14 protein-coding genes are annotated in these 16,465 nt (G+C 64.6%); 8 read left to right on the forward strand and 6 right to left on the reverse strand.

The genetic code is table 11. The features are described 5' to 3' along the window. From ACIPZF_RS06520 to ACIPZF_RS06555, 8 genes are all read left to right on the forward strand, one after another. Complete coding sequence (locus ACIPZF_RS06520; protein ID WP_400796681.1) at positions 1 to 1,164, forward strand: phosphoglycerate kinase; 1,164 nt, start codon at positions 1 to 3, stop codon at positions 1,162 to 1,164. A 32-nt stretch (positions 1,165 to 1,196) separates the two neighbouring features. Then, positions 1,197 to 1,415 (forward strand): hypothetical protein, encoded by a 219-nt coding sequence (locus tag ACIPZF_RS06525; RefSeq protein WP_400796683.1) that lies wholly within the window; start codon positions 1,197 to 1,199, stop codon positions 1,413 to 1,415. Positions 1,416 to 1,479: 64 nt separating this feature from the next. Beyond that, positions 1,480 to 1,809, forward strand: coding sequence for an MliC family protein (locus ACIPZF_RS06530; protein ID WP_400796686.1), 330 nt, complete (start codon positions 1,480 to 1,482; stop codon positions 1,807 to 1,809). A 100-nt stretch (positions 1,810 to 1,909) separates the two neighbouring features. Beyond that, complete coding sequence (gene fba, locus ACIPZF_RS06535) at positions 1,910 to 2,974, forward strand: class II fructose-bisphosphate aldolase (RefSeq protein ID WP_008093958.1); 1,065 nt, start codon at positions 1,910 to 1,912, stop codon at positions 2,972 to 2,974. Between the two features lie 189 nt (positions 2,975 to 3,163). Further along, positions 3,164 to 5,284 (forward strand): putative bifunctional diguanylate cyclase/phosphodiesterase, encoded by a 2,121-nt coding sequence (locus ACIPZF_RS06540; RefSeq protein WP_400796689.1) that lies wholly within the window; start codon positions 3,164 to 3,166, stop codon positions 5,282 to 5,284. A gap of 37 nt (positions 5,285 to 5,321) precedes the next feature. Then, complete coding sequence (locus ACIPZF_RS06545) at positions 5,322 to 5,822, forward strand: M48 family metallopeptidase (protein ID WP_400796692.1); 501 nt, start codon at positions 5,322 to 5,324, stop codon at positions 5,820 to 5,822. 12 nt (positions 5,823 to 5,834) lie between these two features. Then, on the forward strand, positions 5,835 to 6,131 hold the full coding sequence (locus ACIPZF_RS06550; protein ID WP_023378388.1) for a helix-turn-helix domain-containing protein: 297 nt from the start codon (positions 5,835 to 5,837) through the stop codon (positions 6,129 to 6,131). 113 nt (positions 6,132 to 6,244) lie between these two features. After that, a complete protein-coding gene (locus ACIPZF_RS06555; RefSeq protein WP_400796695.1) occupies positions 6,245 to 6,982 on the forward strand; it encodes a substrate-binding periplasmic protein in 738 nt (245 codons plus the stop codon). Between the two features lie 121 nt (positions 6,983 to 7,103). On the opposite strand, the gene yccS is transcribed toward ACIPZF_RS06555, so the two are convergent. The 6 genes from yccS to ACIPZF_RS06585 all read right to left on the reverse strand — a co-directional run bounded on the left by yccS (position 7,104) and on the right by ACIPZF_RS06585 (position 16,456). Continuing rightward, entirely contained in the window at positions 7,104 to 9,287 is a 2,184-nt protein-coding gene (gene yccS / locus ACIPZF_RS06560) for a YccS family putative transporter (RefSeq protein WP_400797130.1), read from the reverse strand. An 83-nt stretch (positions 9,288 to 9,370) separates the two neighbouring features. Next, a complete protein-coding gene (locus ACIPZF_RS06565) occupies positions 9,371 to 10,552 on the reverse strand; it encodes an NAD(P)/FAD-dependent oxidoreductase (RefSeq protein ID WP_400796698.1) in 1,182 nt (393 codons plus the stop codon). A gap of 152 nt (positions 10,553 to 10,704) precedes the next feature. Further along, positions 10,705 to 12,042 (reverse strand): ATP-dependent RNA helicase DbpA, encoded by a 1,338-nt coding sequence (gene dbpA, locus ACIPZF_RS06570; protein ID WP_400797133.1) that lies wholly within the window; start codon positions 12,040 to 12,042, stop codon positions 10,705 to 10,707. A gap of 112 nt (positions 12,043 to 12,154) precedes the next feature. Further along, complete coding sequence (gene mdtD / locus ACIPZF_RS06575; RefSeq protein WP_400796701.1) at positions 12,155 to 13,582, reverse strand: multidrug transporter subunit MdtD; 1,428 nt, start codon at positions 13,580 to 13,582, stop codon at positions 12,155 to 12,157. 112 nt (positions 13,583 to 13,694) lie between these two features. Beyond that, entirely contained in the window at positions 13,695 to 15,014 is a 1,320-nt protein-coding gene (locus ACIPZF_RS06580; RefSeq protein WP_400796704.1) for a TldD/PmbA family protein, read from the reverse strand. Further along, a complete protein-coding gene (locus ACIPZF_RS06585) occupies positions 15,014 to 16,456 on the reverse strand; it encodes a TldD/PmbA family protein (RefSeq protein WP_400796707.1) in 1,443 nt (480 codons plus the stop codon). The genes ACIPZF_RS06580 and ACIPZF_RS06585 overlap by 1 nt, the downstream gene beginning before the upstream one ends. Positions 16,457 to 16,465 lie beyond the last annotated feature (9 nt).

Here is a 16,465-nt window from a genome sequence, read left to right on the forward strand (position 1 = left end):
ATGACCGTGTTGAAGATGACCGACCTCGACCTGCAAGGTAAGCGCGTACTGATCCGCGAAGACCTCAACGTGCCTGTGAAGGACGGTGTGGTCGCCAGCGACGCGCGTATCCTGGCAGCGCTGCCGACCATCAAGCTGGCCCTGGAGAAGGGCGCGGCGGTAATGGTCTCCTCGCACCTGGGCCGCCCGAGCGAAGGCGAGTTCTCGGCCGAGAACAGCCTCAAGCCGGTTGCCGATTACCTGAGCAAGGCCCTGGGCCGCGATGTGCCGCTGATCGCCGACTACCTCGAGGGTGTCGAGGTCAATGCCGGTGACCTGGTGCTGTTCGAAAACGTGCGCTTCAACAAGGGCGAAAAGAAGAACACCGACGAGCTGGCGCAGAAGTACGCCGGCCTGTGCGACGTGTTCGTCATGGACGCTTTCGGCACCGCTCACCGCGCCGAAGGCTCCACCCATGGTGTTGCCAAGTTCGCCAAGGTCGCTGCCGCAGGCCCACTGCTGGCCGCTGAACTGGACGCCCTGGGCAAGGCCCTGAAAGCGCCGGCCAAGCCGATGGCCGCCATCGTTGCCGGTTCCAAGGTGTCCACCAAGCTGGACGTGCTGAACAGCCTGAGCGCGGTCTGCGACCTGCTGATCGTCGGCGGCGGCATCGCCAACACCTTCCTGGCTGCTGCCGGCCACCCGGTGGGCAAGTCGCTGTACGAGCCTGACCTGATCGACACCGCCAAGGCCATCGCCGCCAAGGTCAACGTGCCGCTGCCGGTCGACGTGGTGGTTGCCAAGGCCTTCGCCGAGGACGCCGAAGCCACCGTCAAGGCCATCGCCGACGTTGCCGCTGACGACATGATCCTGGACATCGGCCCACAGACCGCAGCCAACTTCGCCGAACTGCTGAAATCGTCGAAAACCATCCTGTGGAACGGCCCGGTCGGTGTGTTCGAGTTCGACCAGTTCGGCAACGGCACCAAAGTGCTGGCCAAGGCCATCGCCGACAGCGCCGCATTCTCCATCGCCGGCGGCGGCGACACCCTGGCAGCCATTGACAAATATGGCGTCAGCAAGGATATCTCCTACATTTCTACCGGTGGCGGTGCCTTCCTCGAGTTCGTCGAAGGCAAGGTGCTGCCGGCTGTGGCGATCCTGGAAGAGCGGGCTAAAGCCTGACAATGGCGGCGCCTGGCAAAGGGAGCGACCTGATGGTCAAGCAATTGCCTGTGATGATCCTGGCCGGCCTGCTGAGCGCTTGCTCCGGCAGCCCGTCCTCGGACAATGATCCGGCACAACCGCCCAAGGGCGGTTGCTACCAGTCCGAGTGGCAAGCCGAGACCGTACCGGTCATCAGCAAGCGCGTGGGTCCGGAAGGCCTGGAAAAGTATGACGAAGACCACCAGCGCAAAGCGCCGGGTTGCCCGTGAACCGATGCATTTGGTCGGCGCCGGCAACCAAGCGAGCGTTGCGTGGTCATCTAGAGGATATGTAATGAAAGCGCTGATGGCCTCCATGGCCCTGGCGACACTGGCAGGATGCTCGCTGCTGCAGCCGGCGCAACCCGCCCCGGCAGACAACTGGACTCGCTGGGTCTGCGACAGCCAGACCGAAGTGCTTTGGCGTTTCGCTGACGCGCAACAGGATTCGGTCGATGTCCGCCTCGGCGGCGGCGACCAGGTCTACCGGCTCAAGTCCGAGCCGAGCGCTTCAGGCGCGATGTACAGCGATGGCGTGCTGGCCTTCCACACCAAGGGCGACGAAGGCCTGGTGTACTGGGTGGCAACAGACGATCTGATTGGGCGGGGCTGCAAGGCACCGTGACTGGCCGGGCCGCGCTGGTGGCCCACACTACTTGAACAGCAACCGCCCCTGCGGCAGGCTTGCACGAAACAAACGACGCTTGTCGGGAGAGAGATACACAATGGCACTCATTAGCATGCGCCAGATGCTGGACCACGCCGCCGAGTTCGGTTACGGCGTTCCAGCTTTCAACGTCAACAACCTCGAGCAGATGCGCGCCATCATGGAAGCGGCCGACAAGACCGATTCCCCCGTGATCGTCCAGGCTTCGGCCGGTGCCCGCAAATACGCCGGCGCCCCATTCCTGCGCCACCTGATCCTGGCTGCCATCGAAGAATTCCCGCACATCCCGGTGTGCATGCACCAGGACCACGGCACCAGCCCTGACGTCTGCCAGCGCTCGATCCAACTGGGCTTCAGCTCGGTGATGATGGACGGCTCGCTGGGTGAAGACGGCAAGACTCCGACCGACTACGAGTACAACGTCCGCGTTACCCAGCAGACCGTTGCCATGGCGCATGCCTGCGGTGTTTCGGTCGAAGGCGAGCTGGGCTGCCTGGGTTCGCTGGAAACCGGCATGGCCGGTGAAGAAGACGGCATTGGCGCCGAAGGTGTGCTGGACCACAGCCAGATGCTGACCGACCCGGAAGAGGCCGCCGACTTCGTCAAGAAGACCCAGGTCGACGCCCTGGCCATCGCCATCGGCACCAGCCACGGCGCCTACAAGTTCACCAAGCCGCCAACCGGCGACGTGCTGGCGATCGACCGCATCAAGGAAATCCACAAGCGCATCCCCAACACCCACCTGGTGATGCACGGTTCGTCCTCGGTCCCGCAAGAGTGGCTGGCGATCATCAACCAGTACGGCGGCGACATCAAAGAGACCTACGGCGTACCGGTCGAAGAAATCGTCGAAGGCATCAAGCACGGCGTGCGCAAGGTCAACATCGACACCGACCTGCGCCTGGCCTCCACCGGTGCCATGCGCCGCCTGATGGCACAGAACCCAAGCGAGTTCGACCCGCGCAAGTTCTTCGGTGAAACCGTAAAAGCCATGCGTGACGTGTGCATCGCCCGTTACGAAGCCTTCGGTACTGCCGGTAACGCTTCGAAGATCAAACCGATCTCCCTGGAAGGCATGTTCCAGCGTTACCTGAAAGGTGAGTTGGCCGCCAAGGTCAATTAATCCAAAAGGTATGAAAGCCCGCAGCGATGCGGGTTTTTTTATGCGCGCAGGGAACGCAAGCGACCGTTAGTCGACTAACCTTGGATTTGTAACTGATAGCGTTCTGATTGCATTGCGTGTTACTCCCTCGTGGCTAGAGTGTTAATCGGATCCAATTGCATCGAAGTCGGTCATACAAGAGAAAGCAGCATGGATGGCGCTTACCCTCAACCACCGGATGGCAGCTCGGTACTCCTGGTGGTGGACGATTACCCCGAGAATCTCATCAGCATGCGTGCTCTGTTGGCGCGCACCGATTGGCAGGTATTGACTGCAAGCTCAGGGATGGAAGCGCTCAGTACCCTGCTGGAGCACGAGGTCGACCTGGTGCTGCTGGACGTGCAGATGCCGGAAATGGACGGCTTCGAGGTCGCCCGGCTGATGCGTGGCAGCCAGCGCACCCGGCTGACGCCGATCATCTTCCTGACCGCCAACGAGCAGTCCGATGCCGCCGTGCTCAAGGGCTATGCCAGTGGCGCGGTAGACTACCTGTTCAAACCCTTCGACCCGCAGATCCTCAAACCCAAGGTGCAGGCGCAACTGGACCAGCAGCGCAACCGGCGCATGCTGCAACGGCTGACCCGCGAACTGGAGGCGGCCAGGGCGTTCAATGCCTCGATTCTGGAGAACGCCGCCGAAGGCATTCTGGTGGTCGATGCCTTTGGCACCATCAGCTTTGCCAACCCGGCGATCTCGCGCCTGCTTGACGCGTCGGTGGAGCAGTTGCAGGGCGCCCATTTGCTGGACCTGGTGCAATTGGCCAATGCCACGCTGTGGAGCGAGTCCGACTTTCACCAGGCGTACCAGGCGCGGCAGATCTTTCGCGTACACGATGCCCACCTGCGTACGGTCAGCGGCCACCTGGTCCCGGTGGCGCTGTCCTGTGCACCGCTGCCGGCCGATCAGCAGGCAATGGTGGTAACGGTGCTGGACATGTCGGTGGTGCGCAACCTGCACCAGCAACTCGAGTACCAGGCGGTGACCGACCCGCTCACCGGGCTGCTCAACCGCCGCGGCTTCTACCAGGCCGCTGAAGGCGTGCTGCTGCGCAACGAACGTTCGGACAAGGCCCAGGCTTTGATGTACATGGACCTGGACGGTTTCAAGCGGATCAACGATTCGTTGGGCCATGAGGCCGGAGACCGGGTGCTGCGCTGGGTGGGCGAACAGCTCAAGGACTGCCTGGGCGGTGAGGCGCTGCTGGCGCGCATGGGTGGTGACGAGTTCACCGCGCTGTTCGACAATCTGCCGTACCCGGAGCAGGCCGGGCGTTTTGCCGAGCAGGTACTCGAGCGGGTGGCCATCCAGCAGCAGGTTGAGGGCCTGGATGTGTGCCTGGGCGTCAGCATCGGCATCGCCACCTATCCTGACTGCGGTGCCAATGTCGAAGGCCTGTTGCGCGCGGCGGATACGGCGATGTACGCGGCCAAACAGGCCGGTCGCCATCAGTATCGCTTCTACGATCAAGAGCTCAATGGCCGAGCGCGTTCGCGGCTGATGCTCGAAGACAGCGTGCGCAATGCGGTCGAGTCTCAGGATTTCAACATGGTGTATCAGCCACAGGTGGCGTTTGCCGATGGCCGTTTGCGAGGCTTCGAGGCGCTGCTGCGCTGGCAGCACCCCAGCGTCGGCGATGTGCCGCCGGGGTTGTTCATCCCCTTGCTGGAAGAAGCCCGGCTCATCAACCGCCTGGCCAGCTGGATCTACCGGCACGGCGCCGCGCAGCGCCAGGCCTGGCGCGAGCGTTTCGCCCCGGACCTGGTGTTGGGGATCAGCCTGAGCCGCGCGCAATTCACCCTGCCCGGTCTGGTCGACGAACTGCAGCGGGTGATTCACGACTACCAGCTCGACCCCACGCAGCTTGAAGTTGAAGTGGCCGAGACCTCGCTGATGTACAACATCGATGCGGCCATCAAACAGATTCACCGCCTGCGCGAGCTGGGCGTGCGCGTGGCGCTCGACGATTTTGGCGCCGGCGACTGTTCGCTGCGCATGTTGCGCGACCTGCCGATCGATACCTTGAAGCTCGACCGCCACCTGGTGGCGCGCCTGCCTGATTCGGCGGCGGACGCGGCCTTGGTGCGCAGCGTCATCGGCCTGTGCGCGGACTACCGCATCACGGTCATCGCCGAGGGTGTGGAAACCCAGGCCCAAGCTGCGTGGTTGAAGGCAAACGGTTGCGAATACGTGCAAGGCTTCCTGGTCGCCTACCCGATGACCGCCGCCGATGCCAGCGGTTTCCCGGCGATTTTTTCCTGGCCGCGGCCGTGATTGGCTAGAATCGTCATTCGTTACGCCGAGCCGTGCCATGACCGTATTACGCTACTTGCAAGCCTACCCCCCGCACCTGCAGGAGCAGGTGCGGCAGATGATCGCCAGTGACCGCCTTGGCGATTACCTGCAGCGCCGCTACCCCGGCCGCCATGACGTGCAGAGCGACAAGGCGTTGTACGGCTACGCCCAGGACTTGCGCCAGCAGTACCTGCGCACCGCCCCCAGCCTGGACAAGGTGCTGTTCGACAATCGACTGGACCTGACCCACCGCGCCCTCGGGCTCAACACTGCGGTGTCGCGGGTGCAGGGCGGCAAGCTCAAGGCCAAGAAGGAAATCCGCATCGCCTCGCTGTTCAAGGAGGCGGCGCCCGCCTTCCTGCGCATGATCGTGGTGCACGAACTGGCGCACCTGCGCGAGCGCGACCACAGCAAGGCGTTCTACCAGCTCTGTCAGCACATGGAGCCGGATTACCATCAACTGGAATTCGACCTGCGCGTCTACCTGACCTATCGGGAGCTGCCGGGTAACCTGTAAGGATCACGCAGCATGGATGTGAGCAAGACCAAGAGCAGCTTTTACCGCCGCTTGTACGTGGCCTGGCTTATCGACAGCCAGACCGCGACCAGCGTGCCGGCATTGATGGAAGCCACCGGCATGCCCCGGCGCACTGCTCAGGACACCATCGCGGCACTGGCCGACCTGGACATCGTCTGTGAGTTCGAGCAGCAGGAAGGCGCGCGCAACCATGCCGGGCACTACCGCATTCATGACTGGGGGGCGATCGACAAGCAGTGGATCATCCAGCACCTGCGCCAGATCAGGGAAGTGCTTGGTTACCCGTGAGGCTCCAAGGTTCGGCCAAAATAGAGGCTAAATGACACTATTGGCCGCTGCCCTGAGCAGCGGCTTTGTGTAGGCTGGATTGCGCGTGTCCCCCATTGCAAAAGGACTTGAGCATGCGGCCACTGCTTTTGGTTTTGGGATTGTTGGGCGTGATGCTGACAGCGCCCGCGCTGGGCCAGGACAAGCTGCGCCTGGTGGCCGACACCTGGCCCCCGTTCACCGATACCAGGATGCCGGGCGGGGGCCTTGCCACCAGCATCGTCACCACCGCGCTGGCCCGCGCCGGGTACCCCAGCGTGTACGAGGAGGCGCCGTGGGCGCGGGCGCTGCTGGGCGTCAGCGAAGGCCGTTACGACGTGCTGATCAACGCCTGGTACAACGATTCGCGCGCGCGTATTGGCCACTTTTCCAAAGCCTACCTGACCAACCGCATCCGCTTGCTCAAGCGCAAGGGCGACAGCTTGCGTTTTCGACGCCAGGCCGATCTCTATCCCTACCGCATCGCCGTAGTGCGCGATTATGCGTATTCGCCTGAGTTCGATGGCGACACCCGCTTGCTCAAGGTGCCGGTGCGCAACTTTTCTTCCGCCGTGCGCATGGTCGCGGCAGGGCGGGTGAACCTGGCGGTGGAGGACGAGTTCGTGGCGCGTTACAACTTGCAGCGTGAGCCCGAACAGGTGCGCGACGCGGTGGCATTGGTCGAGCCGCCGTTGGGCGAGAACACCCTGCACATCCTGGTGAGCCTCAAGCACCCCGAGCATCAGCAGATCGTCGAACGCTTCGAGCAGGCGATTGCTGCCATGAAGGCCGATGGCAGCTATGAAAGGCTTCTGCGCCAGCATGGCTTCTGATCACTATTGCCTGCACTGGCCTCTTTGCGGGGCAAGCCCGCTCCCACATTGGTCCTGCATAAGCCGATCCATGTGGGAGCGGGCTTGCCCCGCGAAGAGGCCGGCACAGGCAATAACACAATCAGGCCGGTGCACCTTCCTTTATCAAATGCGCAGCCAATGTTCTTAACGGTCCCAATTGCCGGCAGATCAATGCCAGCTGGGTCTGTACCAGGCGCTGGTGCTCATCCAGCTCTTCGGGCATCTGCTCCAGGGCATTGGCCAGCTGCTCTTCGCTGTCACTGTGAATCGCCACCGGCAAGCGCGCCGCCAGACCGTTGGCGATTTCATCCAGGCTGTTGGCCAGGCTCTGACCCGCGCCGTCGATCAACTGCTCCTGAACCTCGGCCGGCAACGCCGTATCGCGGTGCGCGCCAAGCCCTGAAAGGTAGCTGAGCAAGGTGTGCGACAGCACCAGGAAGCGGAAGCCCACATCGGCCTCCTTACGGAAATGCCCCGGTTCCATGAGCATGTTGGCCAGCGTGGTGGACAGCGCCGCGTCGGCGTTGTGGGCGTTGCGCCGGGCCAGGCGGTAGGCGAGGTCGTCGCGCTTGCCATGGGCATACTGCTGCATGATCTGGCGCAGGTACACGCTGGCGCAGGCCAGGGTGTTGGCCAGCGCCTTGTTCAGGCGCCGGCCCTGCCAGTCGGGGAGGAACAGGAACACCGCGAGAATGGCGATCAGGCTGCCGACCAGGGTATCGAACAGGCGCGGCAGGAACAGCCCATAACCGTCGCCGATCTGGTTGAAGCAGAACAGCACCATCAGGGTGATCGCCGCCGTGGCCAGGGTATAGCGGGTCGTACGGTTGACGAAGAACACCACCCCGGCGACCACGGCGAACAGCGACTGCACCACCGGGTTGGGGAACAGGTCGAACAGCGCCCAGCCGACGGTCAGGCCGATCGCCGTGCCGAATACCCGCTGCACCAGTTTGCGGCGGGTGGCGCCGTAGTTGGGCTGGCAGACGAACAACGTGGTGAGGATGATCCAGTAGCCTTGGGTCGGGTGAATCAGGTGCACCATGCCGTAGCCGATCGACAGCGCCAGCGGTAGGCGCAGGGCGTGGCGGAATAGCAGGGAGGTGGGCGTCAGCTGGGTGCGCAGGCGCTTCCAGACGTCCTTGAGGTTGCGTGGCGAGCGGTCGAGCAGGCTGCTGTCGCTGGCATCGGCCAGGCTGTCGGGGTTGCTGGCGGCGCCCAGCAGGCGGTCTAGTGTGGCCAGGTTGGCGGCCAGGGCGCGCAACGAGCGCAGCAGCCCGCGCCAGGCCGGGTTGTTCTGGGTGCGCAGGTGCTCCAGCGAAGCGTTGAGGTCTTCCAGGGTGTCGGCGAAACGGCTGTCCAGCACGAACGGCTGGCGCAGGCGAATCGAGCGCGCCAGGTCCTGGCAGGCCGAGCCCTGGTGGCGCAGCAGGCGCTGGCAGCGGAACATCACGTCGCTGTGGAAGAACGCGTCGGCCAAGGCGTTGTACGGGTAGTGCGAGGCGCTGACGCGCTCGTGAATGTCCTGGGCCAGGAAGTACAGCTTGAGGTAGCGGCTGACCTTGGAATTGGGCTGGCTGTTGCCGACCCGGTGCAGGATGATTTCCTTGGCCGCGTTGAGCGCCGCGACCACCTTGCCATTCTGCTGCGCCAGCTCCAGGCGGCGCGCCTCCAGGTCATGGTTGCGGATCGGTTCGAACAGGTTGGCCTTGAGCTTGAGGTAGCGCCCCAGTTCGAAGAACAGCTTGGCCAGGCTCTGCTGCACCGGCTGGTTGGAGAACAGCGCCTGCCACAGCACCGAGAGCAGGCCATACCAGGCCGCACCTGCCACCAGCAGCAGCGGTTCGTGCCAGAAGTCGGTGACCTGGCCGCCGCGCTGGTCGACGCCGATCATCGTGTACACCGCGGTGATCAGCGTTGCCGAGGCGATGGCCCCATAGCGCTCGCCCAAGGCGCCGAGCATGGTCAGGCCGAAGGCCGCCAGGGCCAGCGCGATGGCGAAAATCCAGGGGTAGGGGAACAGCAGTTCGACGGCCAGGGCGGCGATGGCGAAGCAGACCAGGGTCACGGCGAGGGCGCTGAGACGCCCCTGCCAGCTGTCGTCGGTCTCGGCCAGGGCGCTGGCGATGATGCCCAGGAACAGCGGGATCAGCAGCGCCATCTCGTTCTGATACCAGCACAGGGCCAGGCTGCCGGTGAGGGCGATGGTGACCCGGATGCTGTAGCTGAATTTGTCTTGGCCCCACAGGCGACGCAGTGACTGACGGAACGAACTCGATGACATGATGGCCTGCTGGCAGTGATCGAATGAATGCATTGCGGCACGGACCAGCAAGAAGCGTTCCGTGCTGCTGAATGGATTCTACTCTACACGAACTGTGCAGCAGCGTTAGCGGATGCCCAGGCCCACTGGAAGTTGAAACCGCCCAGGTGGCCGGTCACGTCCAGCACCTCGCCGATGAAGTACAGCCCGGGGCTTTTCAGCGATTCCATGGTCTTCGACGACACCTCGCGGGTATCGACGCCGCCCAGGGTCACTTCGGCGGTACGGTAGCCTTCGGTGCCAGCCGGCACCAGCTGCCAGGCCGCCAGTTTATCGGCGATCTGTGCCAATTCTGCCGGGGTGTACTGCTTCATCGGCCTCGATTCGAACCACTGCTCGGCCAGCAGGTTGGCCAGCTTGCGGGTGAACACCTCGCCCAGCACGGTCTTGAGCTCGGCGTTGGCGCGCTCGCTCTGTTGCGCCTGCAGCCAGGTCAGTGCGTCGCGGTCAGGCAGCAGGTTAATTTCGACGGTGTCGCCGGCCTCCCAGAACGACGAGATCTGCAGAATCGCCGGCCCACTCAGACCACGGTGGGTGAACAGCAGGTTTTCGCGGAAGCTCGTGCCGTTGCAGCTGGCGGTGCAGTCCAGCGAGGTGCCCGACAGTTCGGTGCACAATGCCTTGAGTTGGGGCTCGGTGATGGTGAACGGCACCAGTCCGGCGCGGGTCGGCAGCAGGGTGTGGCCAAACTGGCGCGCCACCTGGTAACCGAAGCCGGTCGCGCCCAGGGTCGGGATCGACAGGCCGCCGGTGGCGATCACCAGCGACTGGCAGGCGAACTGCCCGGCGCTGGTTTGCAGCAGGTAGCCGCTTTCGGTCTTTTCGATGTGCTCGATGCTGGTCTGCATGCGCAGTTCGGCACCGGCGTCGTCGCACTCGGCCAGCAGCATGTCGAGGATGTCGCTGGCCTTGTTGTCGCAGAACAGCTGGCCGAGCTTCTTCTCGTGGTACGCCACGCCATGCTTGGCCACCAGCTCGATGAAGTCCCACTGGGTGTAGCGGGCGAGCGCCGATTTGCAGAAGTGCGCGTTGTGCGAGAGGAAGTTGGCCGGCTCGGTGTACATGTTGGTGAAGTTGCAGCGCCCGCCGCCGGACATGAGGATCTTCTTGCCTGGCTTGTTGGCGTGGTCGAGCAGCAGCACCCGGCGGCCACGGCGGGCGCTGAGCTGGGCGCACATCAGGCCGGCGGCGCCGGCGCCGAGGATGATTACGTCGGTGGTGTGCACGGTTTTACCTCTTTATAGCTGGGGCCGCTGTGCGGCCCATTCGCGGGGCAAGCCCGCTCCCACAGGAATTGCACCCGTCTCGAATACTGCAGATATCTTGTGGGAGCGGGCTTGCCCCGCGAATGGGCTGCAAAGCAGCCCCAAAAAATACATCAGAGAATACGGACTTTCAGGGCGCGGCCCTTGATCTTGCCGCTGTTCAAGCGCTGCATGGCCTGTTTGGCCAATGCCCGCTCCACGGCAACGAACGCCTGGAAGTCGAAGATGGCGATCTTGCCCACCTGCTTGCCCGGGATGCCGGCATCACCGGTCAGCGCACCGAGGATGTCACCGGGGCGCAGCTTGTCCTTGCGGCCAGCGGCGATGCACAGGGTGCTCATGACCGGCAGCAGCGGCTCGCCGCCCTTGTTCTTCAGGCTGTCCAGCTGGTCCCAGCGCAGCGGGCTCTTCTGCAGCGCCTCGATGGCCTGGGCGCGGTGGCCTTCGGCCGGGGCCACCAGGCTGACGGCGATGCCTTTCTCGCCAGCACGACCGGTACGGCCGACGCGGTGCACATGGATTTCGGCATCACGGGCCAGCTCGACGTTGATGACCATGTCCAGGCCATCGATGTCCAGGCCACGGGCGGCCACGTCGGTGGCCACCAGCACCGAGCTGCTGCGGTTGGCGAACATGGTCAGCACCTGATCGCGGTCGCGCTGCTCCAGGTCGCCGTGCAGGGCCTGGGCGACGATACCCTTGGCGGTCAGGTGGGCGACCACGTCTTCGCACTGTTGCTTGGTGAAGCAGAACGCCACGCACGACTGCGGGCGATAGTGGCCGAGCACGCGGGTGACGGCTTCCAGGCGATGCTGCGCGTCGATCTCGATGAAGCGCTGCTCGATCTGGTTGTCGGTGTGCAGGCTCTCGACCTTGACCTGCTGCGGCTTGCGCATGAAGTCGGCGGCCAGCTGCTCGATACCGGCCGGGTAGGTGGCCGAGAACAGCAGGGTCTGGCGGCGCGCCGGGGTCTTGCCGATGATGCTGGCGATGGCGTCGAAGAAGCCCATGTCGAGCATGCGGTCGGCTTCGTCCAGCACCAGGGTGTTGAGCCCGTCGAGCACCAGGGTGCCTTTGTCCAGGTGCTGCTGGATGCGGCCTGGGGTGCCGACGATGATGTGCGCGCCGTGCTCCAGCGAAGCGATCTGTGGGCCGAGCGATACCCCGCCGCACAGGGTCAGGATCTTGATGTTGTCCTCGGCGCGGGCCAGGCGGCGCAGCTCCTTGGCGACCTGGTCGGCAAGCTCGCGGGTCGGGCACAGCACCAGCGCCTGGCAGCCGAAGTAGCGCGGGTTGATCGGGTTGAGCAGGCCGATGCCGAAGGCGGCGGTCTTGCCGCTGCCGGTCTTGGCCTGGGCGATCAGGTCCTGGCCCCTGAGGATGACGGGCAGGCTCTGGGCCTGGATCGGCGTCATCGCGGCATAGCCGAGGGCGTCCAGGTTGGCCAGCATGGCGGCGGACAGCGGCAAGGTGGCAAAAGCGGTGGTTTCGGTGGTCACGAGGCGGGCCTGCGTTGCGAAGCGAAAAATGCCGCACAGTCTACCAGCCTCATGGCCATTCGCCCTACGACTCCATGTGCGGTTCCGGACGACGGGCACGCCTTCCGTCCGTCGGCGCCAGTTGCAGGAAGATCGCCGCCGCCAGCATCGCCATGATGCCGATGGTCACGAAGGTCAGCTGGAAGGCGCCCAGGGTGGTCTCTATGCCATCGGCGCTGCCAGCGGCGGTAAAGCCACCGAGCAGTGCGCCAGCACAGGCCACGCCCAGGCTCAGCGACAGCTGTGCGACCACCGACAGCAGGCTGTTGCCGCTGCTGGCGCTGGCATCGTCGAGGTCGATCAGGGTCACTGTGTTCATTGCCGTGAACTGCATGGAGTTCACCGCGCCGAGCAGGGCCAGCTGCACCAGCAGCACGGCGTACGGGGTTTGCTCATCCACCAGACCGAGGCTGGCCAACAGCAGGCCCAGCAGCAAGGTGTTGCCGGTCAGCACGATGCGGTAGCCGAGCCGCTCGATCAGCGGCCGGGCGATGGATTTTGCCACCATCGCCGCCGCCGCCAGCGGGATCATGCTCATGCCGGCCTGCGCCGGCGAATAGCCCAGCGCCACCTGCAGCAGCAATGGTACCAGGAAGGGTAGAGCACCACTGCCCAGGCGCGCGAACAGGTTGCCGAGGATGCCGATGGCGAAGGTGCGCACGCGGAACAGGCTGGGTGAGAACAGTGGCTCCGGGTCGCGCCCGGCGCGCAGCCAGTAGGCGGCCAGGCAGGCCATGCCGGCGAACAGCAACAGCATCACCCGCAGGTGCGGCAGGTGCAGCTCGCCCAGGCCTTCCATGGCGATGGTGATCAGCACCATCGCCGCGCCGAACAGGATGAAGCCAGGGCCATCGAAGGTGGTGCGTTCGGCGCCGCGCAGGTCGGGGATGAACTTCCACACCGCATAGCAGCCGATGGCGCCGACCGGCAGGTTGAGCAGGAAGATCCAGTGCCAGGTGAGGATCTCGACCAGCCAGCCGCCCAGGGTCGGGCCCAGCAGCGGGCCGAGCAGACCGGGAATGGTGATGAAGCTCATGATCCGCACCAGTTCGCTGCGCGGGTAGGCGCGCAGTACCACCAGCCGCCCGACCGGCAGCATCAGCGCGCCGCCCAGGCCCTGCACGATGCGGGCGAAGATCAGGAAACCGAGGCTGTTGGCCATGGCGCACAGCAACGAGCCGAAACTGAACAGCAGGATGGCGCTGAAGAAGATGCGTTTGGTGCCGAAGCGGTCGGCGATCCAGCCCGAGGCCGGGATCAGCAGGGCCACGGTGAGCATGTAGGCGATGATCACGCCCTGCATGCGCAGCGGGTCTTCATCCAGCGAGCGGGCCATGGCCGGCAGGGCGGTGTTGAGGATGGTGCCGTCCAGGGACTGCATGAAGAAGGCGATGGCCACCACCCAGGGGATCCAGCGGGCGGTGGTGGGGTCCAGCGGGGTGCGTTCGGGCATGGCTTCCTCTTCCGTCAGTGCCGGCCTCTTCGCGGGACAAGCCCGCTCCCACAGAGTCTGCAGCAAAACCTGTGGGAGCGGGCTTGCCCCGCGAAGAGGCCGACAAGGCCACTCACAATGTCAGGGTCAGCGCTTTGACCAGCGCCCCCGGCAAATGACTCGACCCGGTGCTGCGTTGCCCATAGGTGCTGGTCGACAAAATCATCTCCCGCTCCTGGGTCAGGTCTTCCAGCTGGCTGCCCAGCAAACTGTACAGGCTGTCATCGAAGCGCATGGTACTCACCGGCCCCTGAATCTCACCGTTCTCCACCCAGAAGGTGGCAAAGCGCGTCAGCCCGGTCATGCGCGCTGCCGGCAAGTCCGAGTAATTCAGGTACCACAGGTTGCTGATATATAGCCCCGTGCCGAGCCGCTGCAGGATATCGGCACTGGCCAGGTTGCCCGCTGCCAGGCTCAGCGCACACGGCGACTCGTAACTGTCGGCACCGTTGGCAAGCAACTCGAATTCGACGGCACTGCGGGCGCTCACCAATCTGTCCACAGCCTGGCCTTGGCGAATCAGCGGCACGTCCAGGCGCGGCGAGCCTTCATCAGAGAACGCCGGGCTCAACGAACCGCTGACCTGCTCGGCGAAGCTGACCAGCGGGCTCAGTTGCGCGTCACCGCTGTATAAACGCTGCAACGCGCTGTTGCCGGTGGCCAGGGCCTGCGCGGAGAACCCGCCCCAGCACAGCATGCCGGCGATTTCGTCCATGGCTGCAGGCGCCAGGTAGGCGCGGTAGCTGCCAGGTTTCAGGGTGACCGCCGGCCGGCCGAGGAAGCCCAGTTGTTCCCGCGCCAGGCGCAGCCGGGCAGTGAAGTCCCCGGCATCCCACACCTGGCCGGCATAGTTGGCCTTCACGGCCTGGCCATTGCCGTGGAACAAGCTCCAGTCGAAGTTGAAGCTGTTGGCCTGGTGCCAGCCGAACGCTCCGTACGAACTGGCGAACCCCCGGCAGATCGGGCCGGCGGCGTAGATGCCGACCAGGTCCAGGTCGCCGGCCTCGGAGCCGAGCAGCGCCAGTACTTCGCTCAGCTCAGGCAGCGCCTGTTCCTGCAGGCTGTGGCTGTGCCAGGCATTTTCGTCCAAGCGCAAGTAAGGGTCGACAGCCAGCAACGGCAGGGTCTGACGCAATTGGGCCAAGGCCTCGCGCAGGCGCTGGCTGTCCAGCGGCGCATCACCGCTCAAGGTGACCTGCTGTTCAGCCTGGCGCCCATCACGGATCAGCCGCAGCTGTGCACTGGCCTGGCTGACCTCGCCGGCCTGGCGCACCTTGGCGTGGTTGAAACGCACGAACTGCGAGCGCTCGGCGCTGTAGCCGAGGGTAAATTGTTCGCCAGGGTGCAGGCCGTCGCGCACGACGCCGACCAGGGCTTCGAAAGCATGTTTCATCAGGCGTCACCTCCGAAAACGTCGATCTGGCGGAACACGCAGGCCGGGGAGGCGTGCCCGACCCGTACCACCTGGTTGGGTTCGCCCTTGCCGCAGTTGGGCGTACCCAGGACCTGGAAGGTGCTGCGGTCGCCGACGGCCGACAGGTTGCGCCAGAACTGCGCGGAGATGCCGCGGTAGTTGGGGTTCTTGACGATGCCTTTGAGCTCGCCGTTTTCGATCAGCTGGCCCCACTCGCAGCCGAACTGGAACTTGTTGCGCGCGTCATCGATGGACCAGGAGCGGTTGGTACGCATCAGGATGCCATGCTCGATCCCCTGAATCAGTTGCTCGAGCGTCCGATCACCCGGCTCGATGTTGAGGTTGGCCATGCGGTCGATCGGCGCGCGGTTCCAGCCACAGGCGCGGCTGTTGGCCACGCCGTCCAGGCCCGAGCGGAACTGCGACAGGGCACCGCCCAGCGGGCGCAGCAGCAGGCCGTCGCGGATCAGGAACTGCTTGCTGGCCGGAGTGCCGTCGTCGTCGTGGCTGTAGCTGGCCAGTTCTTCGCCGATGGTTGGATCGAAGGTCACGTCGAGCAGCTTGGAGCCGTACTGCAGATGGCCGAAGTCGCTGGCTTTGACGAAGCTGGTGCCAGCGTAGTTGCGCTCGTCGCCGAGAATGCGGTCCATCTCCAGCGGGTGGCCGATGGACTCGTGAATCTGCAGCATCATCTGGTCAGGCATCAGCAGCAGATCGCGCTGACCGCTGGGCGTGTTCGGCGCCAGCAGCAACTGCAGCGCTTCGTCGGCGACCCGGTGGGCGGCACCGACCAGGCCGCAGCGCTCGATGATCTCGAAGCCGCCCTGCTGGCCGAAGTTGTCGCGGCCCAGGCTGCGGCTCTGGCTGTCCTGCCCGTCGCTGGCGATCACGCCAAGCCCCGGGAACAGGAAGCGCTGCGCGTGGCGCAGTTCGGCGCCAGCGGAATTCAGGTAAGTCTGCTCGACCAGGGTCTGGCTCAGGCTGGCCTGCCAGTCCACCAGACGCTCGTCCTTGGGCACACTGGCCGATTCAGCGGCGAGCAGGCCAAGGCAGTCAGCAAGGGAGGGCAGAGGTTGCTCGAAATTCGGCGAGATGTGGTCGTGGCGTGCGCTGGTTACAGGCTGGTCGCGCAGGTCGAGCAGGCTATGGCTGGCGATCTGCCTGGCGAGTGCCTCGGCTTGTTCCAACGCGCGTTGCAGGCCTTGCTGGGACAAGTCGGCAGTGGCCGCGTAGGCCTCCACACCATTGACCCGAACAGTGAGCATTGCGCCTTCGTCCTGGCTGAAGAAGGGTGGCTCGGCCACATTGCGCCGCACCGAAAGCGTCTGGTGCGACTGTTTTACATGGCGCAGGGAAAACAACTCGGCCGTGCTGCGCAGCGCGGCAAAGCGCTGGCGTAACAAGGCGCTGGAATCGAACATGGGCAAACC

The organism is Pseudomonas sp. NPDC089752, from assembly GCF_044748725.1.
Lineage (GTDB): Bacteria > Pseudomonadota > Gammaproteobacteria > Pseudomonadales > Pseudomonadaceae > Aquipseudomonas.